This window comes from Streptococcus moroccensis, assembly GCF_030812835.1.
Lineage (GTDB): Bacteria > Bacillota > Bacilli > Lactobacillales > Streptococcaceae > Streptococcus > Streptococcus moroccensis.
Genome location: NZ_JAUSTM010000016.1, coordinates 1 through 16,231 on the forward strand (window position 1 = coordinate 1; position 16,231 = coordinate 16,231).

Annotated in this window: 17 protein-coding genes; 15 read left to right on the forward strand and 2 right to left on the reverse strand. The window is 39.3% G+C overall.

Going from position 1 to position 16,231, the window contains the following annotated elements:
* Positions 1-208 precede the first annotated feature (208 nt).
* Positions 209-385, forward strand: a complete 177-nt coding sequence (rpsU, locus tag J2S23_RS07985; RefSeq protein WP_002884573.1) for a 30S ribosomal protein S21 — start codon at positions 209-211, stop codon at positions 383-385.
* Between the two features lie 88 nt (positions 386-473).
* On the opposite strand, the gene mscL is transcribed toward rpsU, so the two are convergent.
* Positions 474-854 (reverse strand): large conductance mechanosensitive channel protein MscL, encoded by a 381-nt coding sequence (gene mscL, locus J2S23_RS07990; RefSeq protein ID WP_307122193.1) that lies wholly within the window; start codon positions 852-854, stop codon positions 474-476.
* A 269-nt stretch (positions 855-1,123) separates the two neighbouring features.
* On the opposite strand from mscL, the gene dnaG reads away from it, so the two are divergent.
* The 9 genes from dnaG to J2S23_RS08035 all read left to right on the forward strand — a co-directional run bounded on the left by dnaG (position 1,124) and on the right by J2S23_RS08035 (position 10,583).
* Entirely contained in the window at positions 1,124-2,902 is a 1,779-nt protein-coding gene (gene dnaG / locus J2S23_RS07995) for a DNA primase (protein WP_307122194.1), read from the forward strand.
* A gap of 3 nt (positions 2,903-2,905) precedes the next feature.
* Positions 2,906-4,024 carry an RNA polymerase sigma factor RpoD gene (gene rpoD / locus J2S23_RS08000; RefSeq protein ID WP_307122195.1) on the forward strand — a complete coding sequence of 373 codons (1,119 nt, stop codon included), beginning with the start codon at positions 2,906-2,908 and terminating at the stop codon, positions 4,022-4,024.
* Positions 4,025-4,120: 96 nt separating this feature from the next.
* Positions 4,121-4,453 carry a metal-sulfur cluster assembly factor gene (locus J2S23_RS08005; RefSeq protein WP_307122196.1) on the forward strand — a complete coding sequence of 111 codons (333 nt, stop codon included), beginning with the start codon at positions 4,121-4,123 and terminating at the stop codon, positions 4,451-4,453.
* 169 nt (positions 4,454-4,622) lie between these two features.
* Complete coding sequence (locus J2S23_RS08010; protein WP_307122197.1) at positions 4,623-5,531, forward strand: LysR family transcriptional regulator; 909 nt, start codon at positions 4,623-4,625, stop codon at positions 5,529-5,531.
* Entirely contained in the window at positions 5,528-5,992 is a 465-nt protein-coding gene (lspA, locus tag J2S23_RS08015; protein WP_307122198.1) for a signal peptidase II, read from the forward strand. Before J2S23_RS08010 ends, lspA begins: the two co-directional genes overlap by 4 nt.
* Positions 5,976-6,869, forward strand: a complete 894-nt coding sequence (locus J2S23_RS08020; protein ID WP_307122199.1) for an RluA family pseudouridine synthase — start codon at positions 5,976-5,978, stop codon at positions 6,867-6,869. Before lspA ends, J2S23_RS08020 begins: the two co-directional genes overlap by 17 nt.
* Before the next feature lie 172 nt (positions 6,870-7,041).
* A complete protein-coding gene (locus J2S23_RS08025) occupies positions 7,042-8,112 on the forward strand; it encodes a GntR family transcriptional regulator (RefSeq protein WP_307122200.1) in 1,071 nt (356 codons plus the stop codon).
* 289 nt (positions 8,113-8,401) lie between these two features.
* Positions 8,402-10,348 (forward strand): glycoside hydrolase family 127 protein, encoded by a 1,947-nt coding sequence (locus tag J2S23_RS08030; protein WP_307122201.1) that lies wholly within the window; start codon positions 8,402-8,404, stop codon positions 10,346-10,348.
* On the forward strand, positions 10,341-10,583 hold the full coding sequence (locus J2S23_RS08035) for a DUF6171 family protein (protein ID WP_307122202.1): 243 nt from the start codon (positions 10,341-10,343) through the stop codon (positions 10,581-10,583). The genes J2S23_RS08030 and J2S23_RS08035 overlap by 8 nt, the downstream gene beginning before the upstream one ends.
* A gap of 58 nt (positions 10,584-10,641) precedes the next feature.
* Here J2S23_RS08035 and J2S23_RS08040 read toward each other — a convergent pair whose 3' ends face one another.
* Positions 10,642-11,532 (reverse strand): ArsR/SmtB family transcription factor, encoded by an 891-nt coding sequence (locus tag J2S23_RS08040; RefSeq protein WP_307122203.1) that lies wholly within the window; start codon positions 11,530-11,532, stop codon positions 10,642-10,644.
* 285 nt (positions 11,533-11,817) lie between these two features.
* Between J2S23_RS08040 and J2S23_RS08045 the strand changes: the two genes are divergently transcribed.
* From J2S23_RS08045 to J2S23_RS08065, 5 genes are all read left to right on the forward strand, one after another.
* The gene (locus J2S23_RS08045) at positions 11,818-13,047 is read left to right on the forward strand and encodes an extracellular solute-binding protein (protein ID WP_307122204.1); all 1,230 of its coding nucleotides are present in this window, start codon (positions 11,818-11,820) and stop codon (positions 13,045-13,047) included.
* A 70-nt stretch (positions 13,048-13,117) separates the two neighbouring features.
* On the forward strand, positions 13,118-13,996 hold the full coding sequence (locus tag J2S23_RS08050) for a carbohydrate ABC transporter permease (protein WP_307122205.1): 879 nt from the start codon (positions 13,118-13,120) through the stop codon (positions 13,994-13,996).
* Between the two features lie 9 nt (positions 13,997-14,005).
* A complete protein-coding gene (locus J2S23_RS08055; RefSeq protein ID WP_307122206.1) occupies positions 14,006-14,848 on the forward strand; it encodes a carbohydrate ABC transporter permease in 843 nt (280 codons plus the stop codon).
* Positions 14,849-14,856: 8 nt separating this feature from the next.
* On the forward strand, positions 14,857-15,270 hold the full coding sequence (locus J2S23_RS08060; RefSeq protein ID WP_307122207.1) for a DUF4064 domain-containing protein: 414 nt from the start codon (positions 14,857-14,859) through the stop codon (positions 15,268-15,270).
* Positions 15,260-16,207, forward strand: a complete 948-nt coding sequence (locus tag J2S23_RS08065) for a glycoside hydrolase family 43 protein (protein ID WP_307122208.1) — start codon at positions 15,260-15,262, stop codon at positions 16,205-16,207. The genes J2S23_RS08060 and J2S23_RS08065 overlap by 11 nt, the downstream gene beginning before the upstream one ends.
* The last annotated feature ends 24 nt before the right edge of the window (positions 16,208-16,231 follow it).

Here is a 16,231-nt window from a genome sequence, read left to right on the forward strand (position 1 = left end):
GTGTGTTTGTGGTGAACTACATTATATCTCTCTGAGGTGTTTTTGTATACTTTTTTCTCAACTAGAAAGTGGCTAACTCCATTTTAGAACTTTCGGTCCCACTCCCTTATTGGTTTTTTAATAAAAATATTCGTTAATTCTTGACAATTTCATGAAAGTCATGTAACATAGAACAGTAATATCTTTGAAATTGAAGGGAGTGAAAAAAATGTCAAAAACAGTCGTACGTAAGAATGAATCACTTGACGATGCCCTTCGTCGTTTCAAACGTTCTGTGACCAAAGCTGGTACGCTTCAAGAAGCACGTAAACGCGAACACTATGAAAAACCATCAGTAAAACGCAAACGTAAGTCAGAAGCAGCACGCAAGCGTAAAAAATTCTAAGGGATTTAAAAGCAGCCTTCGGGCTGTTTTTTTCGTCTCCTCTTTTTTTAAGAAACAAAAAAACAGACCGAAGCCTGTTTCTTTATTATTATGCTTTGTTTTTCAACAAATCACGGATTTCAGTAAGAAGTTCTTCTTGTGTTGGTGCAAGGATTTCTTCCACTTCTTCCTCTTTTTTACCGATTGATTGCGCTTTTTCAATTCCTTTGATGACAAAGAAGAGAGAAGTACCAACGATGATAAAGTTGATAACAGCGCTGAGGAAGCTACCGTATTTAACACCATTCCATGCCAACTGAGCAATGTTTTCAACGTTTGCTGCTTTAAGAGCAGGGTTGAGAATGAGTGGTGTAATGATATCCTCTACAAATGAGGTGATAATAGCACCGAAAGCACCACCGATGATAACAGCAACAGCCAAATCAACGACATTGCCACGAAGCAAGAAAGCTTTTAAATCTTTTAACATTTTTGTTAAACTCCTTTATTAAATTTACTAACTAAGTATATATCAGTCTTAAGACCTAGTCAAGAGATTTGAATCACAAAGTTTAACAAAGGATAAAACAAGAACTGTAAGTGATTTCAAAGTCTTTTCTATGGATTCTAATGGAAGAAAACACCTGTTTAGCATAATATGGAACACCCGTTTTTTCTATTTTACATTTAGTCTCAATCGTGTTATCATTATTATGTTATACTGTGCTCAGAGTTTGCATTGAAGGAGGGTGATGCTTCATGGACAAAGACTTTATTACAGAAGTAAAAAGTAATGTCAACATTGTTGATGTCATCGGAGAAGTGGTAAGCTTGACAAAAGCAGGCCGTAATTTCCTAGGCTTGTGCCCTTTTCACGGGGAGAAGACCCCCTCTTTTAATGTCGTTGAGGACAAGCAGTTTTTTCATTGTTTTGGTTGTGGGAAATCTGGTGATGTCTTTAAATTTATCCAGGACTATCGAGATGTTTCATTTCTTGACAGTGTCGCCATTGTTGCGGAAAAAGCGGGCATCCCATTGCCAACGGTTAATGTTGAGTTTTCTCGTCAAAAAGTAAGTCCTCATCAGTCTCTCTACGACATTCATAAAGCTGCAGCTGATTTTTATCATACAGTTTTGATGACGACGAAATTGGGTGAGCGTGCCCGTTCTTATCTATATGATCGAGGGCTGGATGATGACGTCATTAAGCATTTCCATTTAGGACTTTCCCCTAATGAAGGTGACTACCTCTACAAGGCTCTGTCGGCTCAATTCGATGAGCAGACCTTGTTAAATTCAGCATTATTCAATCCGAGTGAGAATCAAAAGATTTATGATGCCTTCCAAAACCGTATCATGTTTCCACTAACAGATGATAGTGGTCGAATTATTGCCTTTTCGGGTCGTATTTGGCAAACACAAGACATGTCTAGTCAGGAAGCTAAATATAAAAATAGTCGAGCTAGCTTAATTTTTAATAAAAGTTATGAACTCTATCATCTCAGTCAAGCTAAAGCATCCATAAGGAAACACCATGAAGTCTACATCATGGAGGGGTTTATGGATGTGATTGCTGCCTATAGAGCTGGCATTGAAAATACAGTAGCCTCTATGGGAACAGCATTAACCTCAGAGCATGTCCAGCATCTCTCACACCATACCCAAAAAGCAGTCCTCGTTTATGATGGTGATAAAGCTGGTCAGGCTGCAACGGCTAAAGCTTTGGATGTATTAAAACCATTTGTCGTTGAGATAGTGCGATTGCCAGATCAAATGGATCCGGATGAGTTCATTCAGAAAAATTCAACAGAGGAACTAGCCAATTTTTTAACCAAGCAACGTCTGAGTCCTGTTGAGTTTCTACTGTATTACCTTAAGCCAGATAATCTTGAGAATTTACAGGCTCAGATAAGATTTGTGGAGCAGATGGCCCCTATCATTGCGCAAACATCTTCCATAACAGCTCAAAATACTTATATTCACAAGTTGGCAGAATTACTACCTGATTTTGATTTTGGCCAAGTAGAAGCATCTGTGGATCAAGTTAGGGTTGCTCAACGCACTCATCATCAACAACCTATACAACAAGAATCCTATAGGCGACGAGTCACTGAGATGCCTTTTTTAAGGCAGCCTAGTCCCTTGCAAAGGGCAGAAAACCAACTGTTCAATCGAATGGTCCACCATGGATTTGTTCTGAATGACTATAGACAAAGAGATGATTTTCAATTCGTATCTCAAGAATTACAGACTCTCTATCAATTATTGTGTCAGCAAGGGGAGATTACTGCAGTAGAATTAAGCCAATTGGATGAAGCGGTTCAGAATGCCTGGTATCTTGCAATGGAAGAGAATCTTCCTGAGGATGTGTCTATGGATGAACTTTATGACATTGAACGAACGCGCCAGCGTGAATTGCTCAAGCAAGACAGCCGTCAAATAGCGCAACGCATCCGTGAACAATCAAATATCGGGAACGATATCGCTGCTGTAGATGAACTTAATCGTCTCATCGCCCAGAAAAGAAATATGGAGTAAACTATGTCAACAAAAAAAGATATAAAAAAAGAAGTAACCACTTTTGATGTCCAAGTTGCTGAATACATTCGAAGTCGTAAACAAGACGGAAATGCAGTTGATGACGATATCAATGAGAAATTGGTGGTGCCTTTTGGATTAGAAGCAGATGCCATTGACGATTTGTTGCAGCGTATTCAGGATGCAGGGATTGCCATTGTGGATAAGGAAGGGAATCCTTCTGCCCGTGTCATGCAAACAGAAGAAGAGCCTGAGCTTTCAGACGAGGAACTCTTAGGAAGTAACTCAGCGAAAGTCAATGACCCCGTCCGCATGTACCTCAAGGAAATCGGTGTAGTGCCACTCTTGACCAATGAAGAAGAACAAGAATTGGCTCTCGCGGTTGAAGCAGGCGACGTGGAAGCTAAACAACGACTGGCTGAAGCCAACTTGCGTCTGGTGGTTTCCATTGCCAAACGCTATGTTGGTCGTGGCATGCAGTTCCTGGACCTTATCCAAGAAGGGAATATGGGTCTAATGAAGGCTGTTGACAAGTTCGACTATTCAAAAGGTTTTAAGTTCTCGACCTATGCGACTTGGTGGATTCGTCAAGCAATCACTCGTGCGATTGCCGATCAGGCCCGTACTATTCGTATTCCGGTTCATATGGTTGAAACCATCAACAAGTTAGTCCGCGAACAACGCAATCTCCTGCAGGAACTTGGTCAAGATCCAACACCTGAGCAAATTGCTGAGCGTATGGATATGACGCCTGATAAGGTCCGTGAAATCTTAAAGATTGCCCAAGAACCGGTCTCTCTTGAAACACCTATCGGTGAAGAAGATGACAGCCATCTGGGAGATTTCATCGAAGATGAAGTCATTGAAAGCCCAGAAGAGTATACAACTCGTATCGTCTTGCGTGAGCAGTTAGATGAAGTTTTAGATACCCTTACGGACCGTGAAGAAAATGTCCTTCGTCTACGATTTGGTCTTGATGATGGTAAAATGCGCACACTTGAAGATGTGGGCAAAGTCTTTAACGTGACCCGTGAGCGGATCCGTCAAATCGAGGCGAAAGCCCTCCGCAAACTCCGCCATCCGAGCCGTAGCAAACCGCTCCGTGACTTTATTGAGGATTAGAGTGGGGATGAATCGTTTTTGAAGCGACCGTTTTAGGGTGATGCCTTAAAACGACAAGGAAAAAGAACACTAATTGAAAGATAAGAAAGGAAGGCCATGTCAGAAAAAATCTATTCCCCTGAAGAGGTGGACGTTATCAAGCAAAACATTTTTGAAGCGCTTGAAATGGTTATTGACCCTGAGCTAGGGATCGATATTATTAATCTTGGCCTCGTCTATGACATCCGTTTTGACCAAGGAAAAACGGAAATTGATATGACACTGACAACTATGGGATGTCCCTTGGCAGATCTTTTGACCGATCAAATCTATGATGTGGTTGGTCAAGTTCCAGACGTAACTGAAATAGACGTTCGTTTAGTCTGGTCACCAGCTTGGACGGTTGATAAAATGAGTCGCTACGCTCGTATTGCGCTTGGTATTCATTAAGAGAAAGATTGATAGATTTGAGCTTTGTTGATGACTTAGCTGAGATCTATCTTTTTTGTTTTGGGTGGAAAAACGAAAATCGATTTTAAAGTTCTGACTTGAATGCGATTGAGGATTAGCGAATGCTTTCTATTTCTGGTATAATAATGAGATAAGTAGAGGAAATAATATGAATATTCAACAATTAAGGTATGTCGTTGCAATTGCAAACAGTGGTACTTTTCGAGAAGCAGCTGAAAAAATGTTTGTTAGTCAACCAAGTCTTTCCATTTCTGTGCGTGATTTGGAAGAAGAACTTGGATTTAAAGTCTTTAACCGTACCAGTTCTGGAACAGTTTTGACACAAAGAGGCATGACCTTTTATGAGAAAGCTGTCGAATTGGTTAAACGGTTTGATTCTTTTGAAAATCAGTATTTGCAAAGCGAAGATGACCACGAAGAGTTTTCGATTTCAAGTCAACATTATGATTTTTTGCCACCTTTGATGGTAGAGTTCTCAGACAATTACCCAGAACATTCAAACTTTAGAATTTTTGAATCGACAACGGTTCAAATATTGGATGAAGTCGCTCAAGGGTTTAGCGAAATCGGTATTATATATCTGAATAAAACTAATGTCAAAGGTATCACTCAAAAACTCAATAAACTTGGCTTAGAAATCGTTGATTTGATTGATTTTCAGACTCACATTTACTTGAGAAAAGGGCATCCTCTGACAAAGAAAAGTCTGATTGAGTTGAGTGATTTAAAAGGGTTACCGACGGTTCGATTTACTCAAGAAAAGGAAGAGTACCTTTATTACTCTGAAAATTTCTTTGATACTAGTGATTCCAGTAAGACCTTTAATGTGACCGATCGCGCTACCTTAAATGGAATTTTAGAACGGACAGATGCCTATGCAACAGGATCAGGCTTCTTAGATAGTGAAAGTGTCCATGGTATTATGGTTATTCCAGTAAAGGATGGTCAAGAAAACCGTATGGTCTACGTAAAGCGTAAGGATCAAGCCTTGTCGCAAGTTGCTGTCAAATTTGTGGCCGTCATGCAAGACTATTTTGATAAAAAGAGGAATATATGAGAAAGAGAATCATTGCTCTTGTAATTGTCGTTTTAATCGCTTTGGACCAATGGGTTAAGCTTTATACGGTTAATCACATTGGGTTAGGAGAAACAAAATCGTTTATACCAGGGATTATGAGTTTAACCTATTTGAAAAATTATGGCGCCGCTTTTTCAATTCTACAAAATCAACAGTGGTTCTTCATTCTCATCACAATTGTCATTATGGGGATTGCTATACGTTATTTGTTACATCATCTTGATGAGGGGCCTCCATTAATAACCAGTATCAGTTTAATCATTGCTGGTGGGATTGGTAACTTTATTGATCGCGTTCGTCTGGGCTATGTTGTCGATATGTTTCAAACGGAGTTTATGAATTTTGCAGTGTTCAACGTTGCAGATAGTTATTTGACTATTGGAGTTGTCCTGCTATTTGTCTATATTTTGAAAGAGGAGATGCATGGAAGTCATCATTAAAACTGGGGGTGTTCGCCTCGATAAGGCCTTGGCTGATGAAACAGACTTGTCTCGGACCATTGCTAACGAGCAAATTAAAAGAGGTCAGGTTCTAGTCAATGGTCAAGAAAAAAAAGCTAAGTATGTGGTGCAAGCTGGTGATGTGGTGACTTATGAAGCTCTTGTTGAAGAAGTGTTAGATTATGTTGCAGAAGATATCCCATTAGACGTTATTTATCAGGATGATGACGTGGCAGTTGTCAATAAGCCACAAGGGATGGTAGTACACCCTTCAGCAGGCCATACTAGAGGAACATTAGTCAATGCCTTGCTGTATCATATTAAGGACCTATCAGCTATCAATGGCGTTATTCGTCCTGGAATTGTGCATCGGATTGACAAAGATACCTCAGGTCTTTTAATGATTGCCAAAAATGACCTGGCTCACCTAGCTCTTGCTGATGAACTAAAGGCTCAGAAGTCCTTGAGAAAATATTTGGCTATTGTCCATGGTAATCTGCCCAATGACCGAGGGATGATTGAAGCACCTATTGGTCGATCAGACAAAGATCGCAAGAAGCAAGCGGTGACAGGAAAAGGAAAACCAGCTGTCACGCGCTTTCAGGTGTTGGAACGCTTTGGAGACTATACTCTAGTGGAGCTAACCCTTGAAACAGGTCGTACTCACCAAATCCGTGTTCATATGGCCTATATCGGTCATCCTGTTGCGGGGGACCCAGCTTATGGACCAAAGAAAACCTTGCCTGGTGAGGGCCAATTTCTCCATGCAGAAACTCTAGGATTTACACATCCGACTACTGGAGAGCTGATGACATTCACAGCTCCCTTACCAGAAGTGTTCGAAAAAACGTTAACGAAACTTCGTCAAAATAGTTGAACCTAGCAAACCAGATCAGCAGTTGACTAATCTGGTTTTTTAAGTAAGACGATTAATCATATTTGATTTTGGATAATTGGAGTGGTATCGACAGGGTGATCCATCGAGGTTTGACTTGCATACATCTCTTTGGTGTGTTAGACTAGATGTATGGACAATTAGGAGAATAATTATGGTAGCTAAGTATCAGCAAATCGCAGATGATTTGCAGTCAAAAATAAAAAAGCAAGAGTACCCAACAGGGAGTATGATCCCACCAGAAAGTAAGTTAAGGGAAATCTACCAAGTCAGTCGCTACACGATCCGTCAAGCAATCGGTGTATTAGTGGATAAGGGATACTTAAGAGCTGAAAAAGGAGCTGGAACTTATGTATTGGATCCCGATGTACCGTTAGCTCAAAAAGCAACCAAGACGATTGGGGTTATGACGACATACTTGTCAGACTATATTTTTCCAACCATTATTGAAAGTATTGAGGAAGTGCTTCGCTCTAAGGGCTATGCACTCCTTTTAAGCGCAACCCATAATGATCCTATCCAAGAAGAAGCCTGCCTTCAAGCTATGATTGCGCAAGGTGTCGATGGACTTTTGATTGAGCCGACCTCCAGTAACCTCTATAATGCGAATATTGCCTATTATGCCAAAATTAAAGAGAGTGGATTGCCTATTCTATTTCTTAACGCCTACTATGATATGTTGGACATTCCCTATGTCAGTTTGGATGATAGCAGTGCAGGAGAACTTGCCACTCGTTACTTGATTGAAAATGGCCATACAGAAATTGGATTGTTAACAAAGCTTGATGACCTGCAAGGGAAATTACGGATGAAGGGCTATGTACGCGCCCATGAAGCTGAAAATATAACCTTTACAGCTGATAACATCGCTACCTTTACCACCAAGGACCAAAAGGAGGTTGTTAAAGCTTATGCTGATTCTCTCGTAGCTTCAGACAGTGCACCAACAGCAGTCGTCTGTTACAATGATGAAGTGGCTAGTCAGCTCATCAGGCAGCTTCAAAAACATCACTATACTGTCCCAAAAGATTTATCAATCGTCAGTCATGATAACTCTTACCTTGCTAAGGTCTATCAACTCACCAGCGTCGTCCATCCCCAGCGAAAACTCGGACAATATGCAGCTGAGCAGTTAATACAATGCATCGAAAAACAAAAACCCCTTCAAAGCAAAGAGTTTTCAGCTGAGTTAAAAATCAGAAGTTCGGTGGAAAACCGGTCCTAAAGAGAGTTATTCAATGATTTAAGGAAACGCTCTATTGAAGTGCTGACTTTTAGGACGTAGATAGATTTTTATGAATAATGGACAGTGGTCCCTCCTACCCTGATAGCAACGTTACAAGTGCCTACACCTATCGTGTTTCAGGCGCTTTTTCTGTTTGTTACTGCTAGTGTTTTCATTTCTTTGTGTCCAAAAATACTTCACTATTTCTTCACTATTTTATGAATAGCTTTACATGTCCGGACAAAGTTGTTAAAATGAACTGTAAGCGTTTTATGGTTATGGAGGAAAGATGAAAACATTTCGTTTAAACCAAGTAAACATAACGTCAGAGTTTTGGAACTATTACCTTGACCTTATTCGCACGGAGACCCTACCTTATCAACTAGCAGTTTTAAAAGACGAAATTGATGTTGATGTGCAGGCAGAACGTCAGGATGCTAGCTTGCCCGCTGGGAAAAGCCATGCCATTGAAAATTTTAAAATTGCAGCCGGCTTATCAGAGGGGGATCATTTTGGCTGGTTTTTCCAAGACAGTGACGCCTATAAATGGTTGGAGGCAGTTGGTTACCAACTGCAAATAACTGAAGATTCTAAGTTAGAAGCTGCAGCTGATGAGCTCATTGATATCATTGCCCAGGCTCAGGAATCGACGGGCTACCTGAATACCTATTTTCAGTTGCGTTATCCAGACTTAAAATACCGTCAGCTCTATTTTAGCCATGAGCTCTATTGTGCGGGCCATTTGATAGAAGGAGCTATTGCTTATCATCAGGCGACGGGTAAGGCAAAGATTTTAGATGTTGCCCTTCGGTTTGTGGACGATATAGCAGAGCATTTCGGCTGGGCTGAAGGACAGATACAGGGAGCAGATGGGCACCAAGAAATTGAACTCGCTCTTTTGAAGCTCTTTGATTATACAGGTAAGCAACAGTGTCTAGAGTTAGCAAACTTTTTCATAGAAGTCAGAGGGTTAGACCCTGAATTTTACCGAAAGGAAATTGTCCGTAATGTGAAAGATGGCTTGTCGTCAGATAATCCACCAGTCGATTTGACCTATTTACAGGCCTATTCTCAACCTAAGCATCAAGAGCTAGCGCTTGGCCATGCGGTCCGTATGCTATACATGTCTACAGCGATGGCTAAGCTCGTTCAGTATCTGGATAATGAAGAGTTAGAAGATGCTTGCTATAAGATTTGGAATGACATTACCCAACGTAAGCTGTACATTACGGGTGGCGTGGGCAGTACGGTCCATGGGGAAGCCTTTGTAGGTCCCTACGATTTGCCCAATGATACCATGTACTGTGAGACCTGTGCCTCTATCGCTCTCCTCTATTTTGCCTATGAACTCTTTAAACTGTCACCAAAGGGTGAATATATTGATGTGATGGAGCGGGTTCTCTACAATGGTATCTTGTCAGGCGCTGCCTTAGACGGCAAGCATTTCTTCTATGTTAATCCGTTAGAGGTAGACATAGAATCTTGTCGCTTTAATCCGGATAAGGGGCATGTCAAACTAGAACGTCCTGACTGGTTGGGGTGTGCCTGTTGTCCGCCAAATTTCGCAAGAACCATTTCGTCTATTGGGACCTATATCTATACCCAGTTTGAGGATTCTGTCTCACTCAATCTCTATGTGGCATCTAATCTGGTCACAGAAGACTTTGAGTTACGTCAAGAAACAGCTTTTCCAAATGATGACAGTGTCAGCGTGTTTTATAAAGGTGTGTCTAACCACTTAGTGCTTAGAAAACCCTATTGGGCGACTGAATTTAAGGTCACTTGTCGTGGTGGAGACATAATAGCTGAGACTTTTGACTGGGTAACAGTGGCAGTCAGTAATGAAGCCGAGATTGAGATTGTCTTTAAACAACCCTTGTTGACCATTACAGCTAATCCATTGGTCCAGTCTACGGTCGGAAAAGTAGCCTTCCAAAAAGGGCCTTTTGTATACTGTGGGCAAACTCTTCAAAATCCATCCCTCGATAGGTGTCGTGTTCCGAAGCATTTTCAGGATGAATATGAGACTACTCTAGCAACTGATCTTGCTCTTCCTTATTCGCTTGTAACAATCCCAGCTTCAAAAGTTTCAGCTTGGGATGGACTGTATCGCTTTAATGGAGACAGCGAAGTGCCTGAGTCAATGTCGCTTCATCTGATCCCCTATTTCCTCTGGGCTAACCAAGGGGTGAGTGGCATGCGTGTGTGGTTCCCTAAGGAGGTAGTAGATGACTAATCTCTGTTTTGGGTGTGATACAAAACAACATGTTGAAGACGAAGCAATTGAAGAAATGATTGCCTTTCAATTGGCTATGGAAGTTAATAAAGTGAATGAAAAGGAGTGGTATAAGCGACAAGCCATTTGTGAAAATTGTCCTGCCCGTCAAGGGCCTACATGCAGCAAATGCGGTTGTTTCTACAAGTTTAGAACGGCTCTTGAAGGGAAATCCTGCCCGATTAATCTTTGGTAATAAAAAACTAGCAATACTGGTCACGAAAGCTATTGTGACTAGTGTCGCTAGTTTTTTGTTAGTTATAAAAGAGTTTTATCTTGATATCTTGGTCGTAGTTGCCAAAAGCTTTCCCAAATAAGGTACAGCCACCAACATTTTTAGCATCTTCCTTGACCTCGACTTTAAATTTCCAGGTATCAAACAGTGGATCGATGTCTGAAATTAGGAGGTCTGAGATGGGATCTCCATCCATATAGGTTCCGTGATTCATGATACGAATGGTCTTTAAGAGTCCATACTGGTTTAAATTATCGGGATACCAATCCGGTGTGTACTTGCCTCGAATATCGGCAAAGTCTCCAGGACTGGTCCAGGTTCCCAATTCTATATCGTTAAGAAAAAAAGTGATGTCTGATGGCCAGTTGTCATTGGCAAAGGGGAATTCAGATGAAATCTCAAATGAGATTTCCATCATGGTCAATTCTTCATCTTTGTTCAGTAAGTTGGGGGATTTATACTCTAAAAATCCTTTGGTAAACCAAACAATCTGTGCATCCATCCGCTCTGGGACGATAAAGTACTTAGGTTCATCCACCGGACCGATAAACTCTTCGGAGCTAGCGAGACCGCAGGTAGGCACTACAGAATAATCAGTATAGTGTCCAACAGGAATAGAAATTTCCTTGGTTGAGTACGAACTGAAGAGTTGCTTTGGAAAGTGGATGACGACTTTCTCTACTCTAAGGCTACACACCTTTTGGTGCCCATTGCGTTCCGTTTTGATCAATTGAGCCTTTTCCAGTTTTTGAATATGCTTCGTTGTGATAGCGCTACTGAGTTTTAAAGTGTCAGCAAGTTCCCTGATATTCATTTTATGTTTTGCGAGTAGTTGGACAATTTCTAACCTTACCTTACTAGCAAGAGCTTCATAGACTGGTAAAGCATCCTGATTTGTTTCTAATTCCATGATTTATCTCCTTTTATTAATTATAACAAAAAAGTTAATAATTGCAAACGATTTCTGCATATTTTATATTTAGGTTAACCAATTAGTTAATCAAGCAAAAAATATTAATATTTTTGATAAAAAGTGTTGACAAAGCTGTTTTATAAGGATATACTGGACTCATAAAAATAAATGAAACGCTTACAAAAAAATAAAAAAGGTGGTGGGGTTTTTAACAATAACAAAAAAGTTAATCTTTTACAAGGCGTATAAATATTTCAATTTATTAATAAAGGAGAAACATAAATGAAGAAATTTTTAAAGAGTGCAGTCCTCTTAGCAAGCGCAAGTGTGCTTTTATTTGGATGTGGTGAAAAAGAAGATCCTAATACTATTGTTTTTTGGAACCCTCTTACAGGTGATGATGGGGCATATATGGATCAGATGGTGAAAGACTATAATGCTACAGAACCTGAGTATCCTGTAAAATCTGTCATCACTTCTGATATGTATACTAAAATTTATACGGTCATGAATTCAGGAAAAGATATTCCTGACTTAACGTTGATTCACGCTGACCGTGTTCCTGGTTTTGTAAAAAGTGGCATGCTTGAAGATATGGAAGCTGTACTAGATGCTAAACCAGATATTAGTGAAGGAAACTATCTCCCTCAAGCTTGGTCCGCTGGTACTGTAGATGGAACCCAGTACACAATTCCATTGGATATTCACTCAAATGCTATGTATTACAATATTGATAAATTAGAGCAATATGGTGCTACTAGCTTCTTAGATGATAATGTGGTCACAATTGATGAAATGCTCTCATTAAAGGGTAAATTAGATGAAGGTGATTATGTTGTGAACAACGCCTTATTATCATGGGTTGTTTTAGGACAAATTGTTAACCAGGGTGGTGATATTCAAAAAGATGGTGCTCCAACGGTTAATACGCCTGAAATGAAGAACGCTCTTGAGAAAATAAAAGAAGTTGTAGACGCAGGTCTAATGACGCCTAACGGTGAGGATGGGTACTTGATGTTCCAATCAGGAAATGTTTTATTCTCTACAGATGGAACTTGGACTTCAACGGCACATGATGCTGTTGAAGGGTTAAATTATGGTGTTACAAATATATATTCTGTTACTCCTGACAAATTCACTAACCGTGCATCATCCCACTTATTCTCAATGTTGAGTAATGAAGCGAGAACGGATGAAAAAGAACAAGGAATTGCTGATTTCTTAGAATACATTCGACAAAATTCGATGGAATGGGCTAAAGCTGGACAGATTGTAGCAAGTAAGGATGTTATTGAAGATCCTGAATTTAAAAATTACAAACAATCTTTCTTTACCGCTGATGAGACTGAAATCGAATCACTTTACATCTTTACTTATGAGCATTATCCATATGTAGAAGAAGCGCTCAATACCTACGGCTTGGATATTATCTATGGTAATATAACAGTTGATGAAGGATTAGCAACAATGCAAAAATTTGTAGAAGACAAAGTTGCCGAAAATACTAAGTAATTATAGGCTTGTTATTGGCTACTGTGATGAAAAAATTACAGTAGCCATTTCATTATAGGAGGTAAAAGTCTTGAAAAAGAAAATAGATTTAAACCCTATTTTATACATAGGACCTCATCTGTTGTTGTTTGCTTTATTTGTTTGTGTTCCAACTATATATGGTATTTATGCTTCGTTTACTAAGTGGAACTTGGTCAATGATCCTCAATGGGTTGGTCTAGATAACTACAAAACAATTTTATTTGACCAAACGTCAACATTTAATTTTCAATTCACAAATGGTTTAAAAAATACATTAGTATATGTTGTTTTGATGGTACCATTGCTAATTATTATTCCTTTGATTATTGCTGTTGCTCTAGAACATAAGGAAGTCAAACATAAAGGACTATTTCAAGGAATGCTTTATGTTCCTGGATTGATTTCAATATCTGCCGCTGCGATTATTTGGACCCTTATTTTCCATTCAAAATTAGGGATGATTAACAACTTATTTGGATTTAACACTACCTGGGCTGCTTCGCAACCTCATGCATGGATATTGGTTGTAATTGTAAGTCTATGGGGTGGTATCGGTGGAAACATGATTATTTACCGTGCTGCCCTCGCTGGAATTAATAAAGAGCTATATGAATCGGCTGATATTGATGGTGCAAATGCGTTTCAAAAGTTCCTATATGTGACTTTGCCGTCTATCAAGTTCCCTCTGGTTTACACGTTAGTTATGACAACTGCAGGTTGTTTTAATGTATTTGCTCAACCGTTGATGATGACGAAGGGTGGACCAAATCAATCCACTCATGTTTTAATGATGTATATTAGAACGTTAGCATTTGGTCATGGAGAATCTATTGCAGGGATGGCTTCAGCAATGGCAGTCTTGTTAGGTCTCATAATATTAGTTATTTCAGCTTTACAATATTATGTGATGAATAAAAATGCTGGGTAGGAGGGGAATATGAAAACTGGAAAAATAACAAAATGGCTTTCCTACTTATTTTTAATCATATTGTCAATTATTTGGATGTTCCCTATAGTATTTGGGATTACAACATCTTTTAGGTCTCAAACAGAAGTTGTCTCAGTAGGATTTAGATTATTGCCAGTTGATTGGGTTGTGGAAAACTATATTGCTATTTTAGAAAATACTTCTACAGCACCGATTTTAAGGTGGTTAGGAAATTCTCTTTTCATTGCAATATCCCATACGATATTAGTAATATTAGTAATCTCAGTTACAGCTTATGGTTATTCTAGATTGAGATTTAAGCACAGAGATGCTATCTTTTTCACACTTTTGGGAATTTCAATGTTTCCTGGAGTAGTAAATTTGATTCCATCTTATAAAATCATTGAGACTCTTGGATGGGTTAACTCTCCTCTTGCTATGATTATTCCTGGACTTTCAGGAATGGGAAATATATTCCTTGTTAGGCAATTTATGAAAGGAATTCCAAGAGAGTTTGATGAATCAGCTCGTATTGATGGTGCTAGTGAATTTGTTATTTATTCAAAAATCATTATGCCTATGATTAAACCAGTCTTGATTGTTTGTGGACTATTTTCGTTCACCGGATCTTGGAATGACTTTTTGTGGCCTGTGATTGTGTTTAATGACGTTCAAAAAATGCCTATTACCGCTGGTCTATTGTTGCTTCAGGATATTTATGGTAACTATAGATTGATTGGTCAGTTAATGGGATCTGCATTCTTAGCTATTATACCAACAATGTTGTTATTTATATTTGCTCAAAAATATTTCGTACAATCAATTAATCTTAACGCTGGTGTTAAAGGTTAGGAGGAATTATGGTTAGAAAAGCAGAGAAGATACTTTTATATCTAGCTGCAGGTTGGAATATCATTAATAGTATTTTAACTATTTTTGGATATTCGTCATGGTTCCAATCAGAAAGTAATGACTTATTAGAGTCTGGTAATAATTTAACGTATCTTAATGCAAGTTTAGTAGATACTATTTCAAAAGTAGTTATGCTTTATGGATTACTAACTTTAATTATTGGGATTATTACTTTTATAATTGCTAAAACTATGAAGCCACAGCCGAATAAAAAGATTATTTTGTGGATTTTAGCATGTTTGTTATTTAGTTTTATTTCTTATGATGTTATAGCGATCGTGTTCTATTTATCTACTATTACGATATATATTGCGAGAAACAGAGCACTAAAGAAAAAAGGAGTTGAATATTATGGATTATAATAACCCAATCGTCATAGAGCGAGCAGATCCTTGGGTTTATAAACACACTGACGGGTATTATTATTTCACAGGCTCAGTCCCTGGCTACCAGTCAATTGAATTGCGCCGTGCCAAAACTCTGAATGATTTGGGCGATGATGCAGAAATCGTGACCGTTTGGGAAGCGCATGAAACTGGGCCACTCAGTGAGTTGGTCTGGGCACCTGAGATTCACTTTCTTCAAGGAAAGTGGTACATCTACTTCGCAGCGAGTAACCACGCGGTTGAACGTAACCAGCACAATCACCATAGAATGTTTGTTATTGAAAATAGCAACGCTGATCCAATGACAGGTGACTGGGTGGAAAAAGGCCAAATCAAAACACAGTTTGAAAGTTTCAGTATTGATGCAACAGTTTTTGAGCTAAAAAACGAATTGTATTACATTTGGGCACAGTTGGATCCAAGGATTCCTGGGAACTCCAACCTTTACATTTCAAAAATGGCTAATCCATGGACATTAGAAGGTAAGCAAACGGTCTTGACCATTCCTGAATACGATTGGGAAAAAATCGGCTTTATGGTTAATGAAGCGCCGGCAGCGATTATCCGAAATGGTAAAGTTTTTGTGACCTTCTCTGCTAGTGCGACTGATGAAAACTATGCTGTAGGTTTGTTGTGGGCCAATGTTGGCGATGATCTTTTAGATGGCTATTCTTGGAACAAACTGGACAAACCAGTCTTTGTGTCGTCGGAGAAAAATAGCCTGTATGGACCAGGGCATAATTCCTTTACGCGTAATGAAAATGATACTGAAGATGTGATGATCTTCCATGCGCGCCCTGAAAAGAACAAAGAAGGCGATCCTTTGGACAATCCAAACCGTCATGCCAATGCTCAAGCCTTTACTTGGGATGAGAATGGTTTCCCGGTATTTGGTGTGCCAGGAGAAGCATAATAACTATTCATACTTGAAGGAGTA